General features: G+C 78.0%; 1 protein-coding gene and 1 pseudogene. One reads left to right on the plus strand and one right to left on the minus strand.

What is annotated here, in order from left to right:
- Positions 1 to 1,594: methyl-accepting chemotaxis protein (locus GTR00_RS20015; RefSeq protein ID WP_166613298.1), on the plus strand; the 1,594-nt coding region annotated here is incomplete at its 5' end.
- Here the strand turns inward: GTR00_RS20015 and GTR00_RS20020 are convergent.
- Positions 1,563 to 1,853, minus strand: a pseudogene (locus GTR00_RS20020) (hypothetical protein); the annotation flags it as partial. The gene GTR00_RS20015 and the pseudogene GTR00_RS20020 sit on opposite strands and share 32 nt — an antisense overlap.

The following is a 1,853-nucleotide window of genomic DNA, read 5'->3' on the forward strand; positions in this document are numbered from 1 at the left end:
CTCCCGCCCCTTCGCCGACCGCAGCGTGCGCACGAAGGTCCTGACCGCCCTGGGCGCGCTGGGCCTGGTGGCGGTCGGCGTGGGCACCGGCTCGCTGGTGGCCCTGGACCGCACCGCCGAGGAGGCCGACGCCCTCTACGGCGAGAGCGTCCTGGCGAAGACCGCCCTGGGCCGCGTGCACCAGGAGGAGATCAAGACGCGGATGCTGGTGGCGCAGCACGCCGCCGTGCCCGGCGCCGACGCCAAGGCGGAGTTCGCGCAGAAGATCGTCGAGTCCGACGAGGAGCTGGACCGCTGGGCGGCGGAGTACGGGTCCGGGACCCGCGGCGCCCTGGTGGACCCCGAGGGCTGGAGCACCTTCACGCGGACGTGGGAGCAGTGGCGCCAGGTCCGCGACGAGCAGCTGCTGCCGCTGTCGGAGGCGGGCGACGCGCAGGCCTGGGCGACGGCGTCCTCGGACGTGGCGCAGCCCCTCATCGGCGTGGTCGCCGACACCCTGGACGCGGTGGAGGCCGCCGAGGACGCCGAGGCGCAGCAGCGCGCCGCCTCCGTGGAGCGCACCGCCGCCTCCGCGCGGGTGGCCGTGCTGGCCGCGCTCGTCGGCGGCACGACCGTCGCCGGCCTGCTGGGCGCCCTGGTGATCCGCTCCATCGTGCGCCCGCTGCACCGGGTGTCGCAGTCGCTGGAGGCGATGGCCGCCGGGGACCTGACCGTGGGCGCGCAGGTGGACAGCGCCGACGAGGTGGGCCGCATGGCCGCGGCCCTGGAGCGCGCCCGCACGAGCGTGCGCACGACGATCACCGCGATCGGCGGCTCGGCCAGCGCCCTGTCCTCGGCCACCTCCTCGCTGACCGAGAGCAGCGCCCGCATCGGCGAGGCCGCCGAGCGCACCGCGCTGGCCGCCGAGGGCGCGGCCGGCACCGCCTCGGCCGTCTCGGCCAACGTGGGCGCCGTCTCGCTGGGCGCCACCGAGATGCAGGCGGCGATCCGCGACATCGCCGGCGGCGCGGCCGAGGCGACCACGGTGGCCGCGCGCGCCGGGGACCTGGCCGGGCGCGCCAGCGAGACCGTCGCCCGCCTGGGCGGCTCCTCCGAGCGCATCGGCGACGTCGTCAAGGCCATCACCGCCATCGCCGAGCAGACGAACCTGCTGGCGCTCAACGCCACCATCGAGGCCGCCCGCGCCGGGGAGGCCGGCAAGGGCTTCGCCGTCGTCGCCGGGGAGGTCAAGGAGCTGGCGCAGCAGACCGCCCGCGCCACCGAGGACATCTCCCGGCGCGTGTCCACCATCCAGGAGGACACCCGCGAGGCGGTGCGCGCCATCGAGGGCATCGGCGAGGTCATCGGGGAGATCAACGCCCACCAGACGACCATCGCCTCGGCGGTGGAGGAGCAGGCGGCCACCACGCAGGAGATGAGCCGCAGCGTCGGCGACGCCGCCTCGGGGGCCGGGGAGATCGCCGGCGGCGTGCGCGAGATCAGCGCGGCGGCGGGCACGACCGCGGCCGGTGTCGCGGAGAGCCGGGCGGCCACGACCGAGGTGCACCGCATGGCCGGGGAGCTCAGCGAGCTGGTCGGCCGCTTCCGCGTCTGAGCCGGGAGCGCCCCGCGCGGGGGTCCGGGGCCGGGCGCACCCGACGCTGGACCCCGGTCAGCGCCCCGGTCAGCGCCCCGGTCAGCGCGCCCGTCAGCGCCCCGGTGAGCGCCAGGGCCAGGCCGGCGGCGGCCACGGCGACGGAGGGCGGGCGCAGGCCCGCCAGGGCGAGGCCGGTGGCCAGGGCGCTGCAGGTCAGGGCGCCGGCGAGCAGCAGGGGGCGGGCCCGCGCGGCGCCCTGACCTGCAGCGCCCTGGCC

Origin of the sequence: Kineococcus indalonis (assembly GCF_009906395.1) — a bacterium.
Taxonomy (GTDB): domain Bacteria; phylum Actinomycetota; class Actinomycetes; order Actinomycetales; family Kineococcaceae; genus Kineococcus; species Kineococcus indalonis.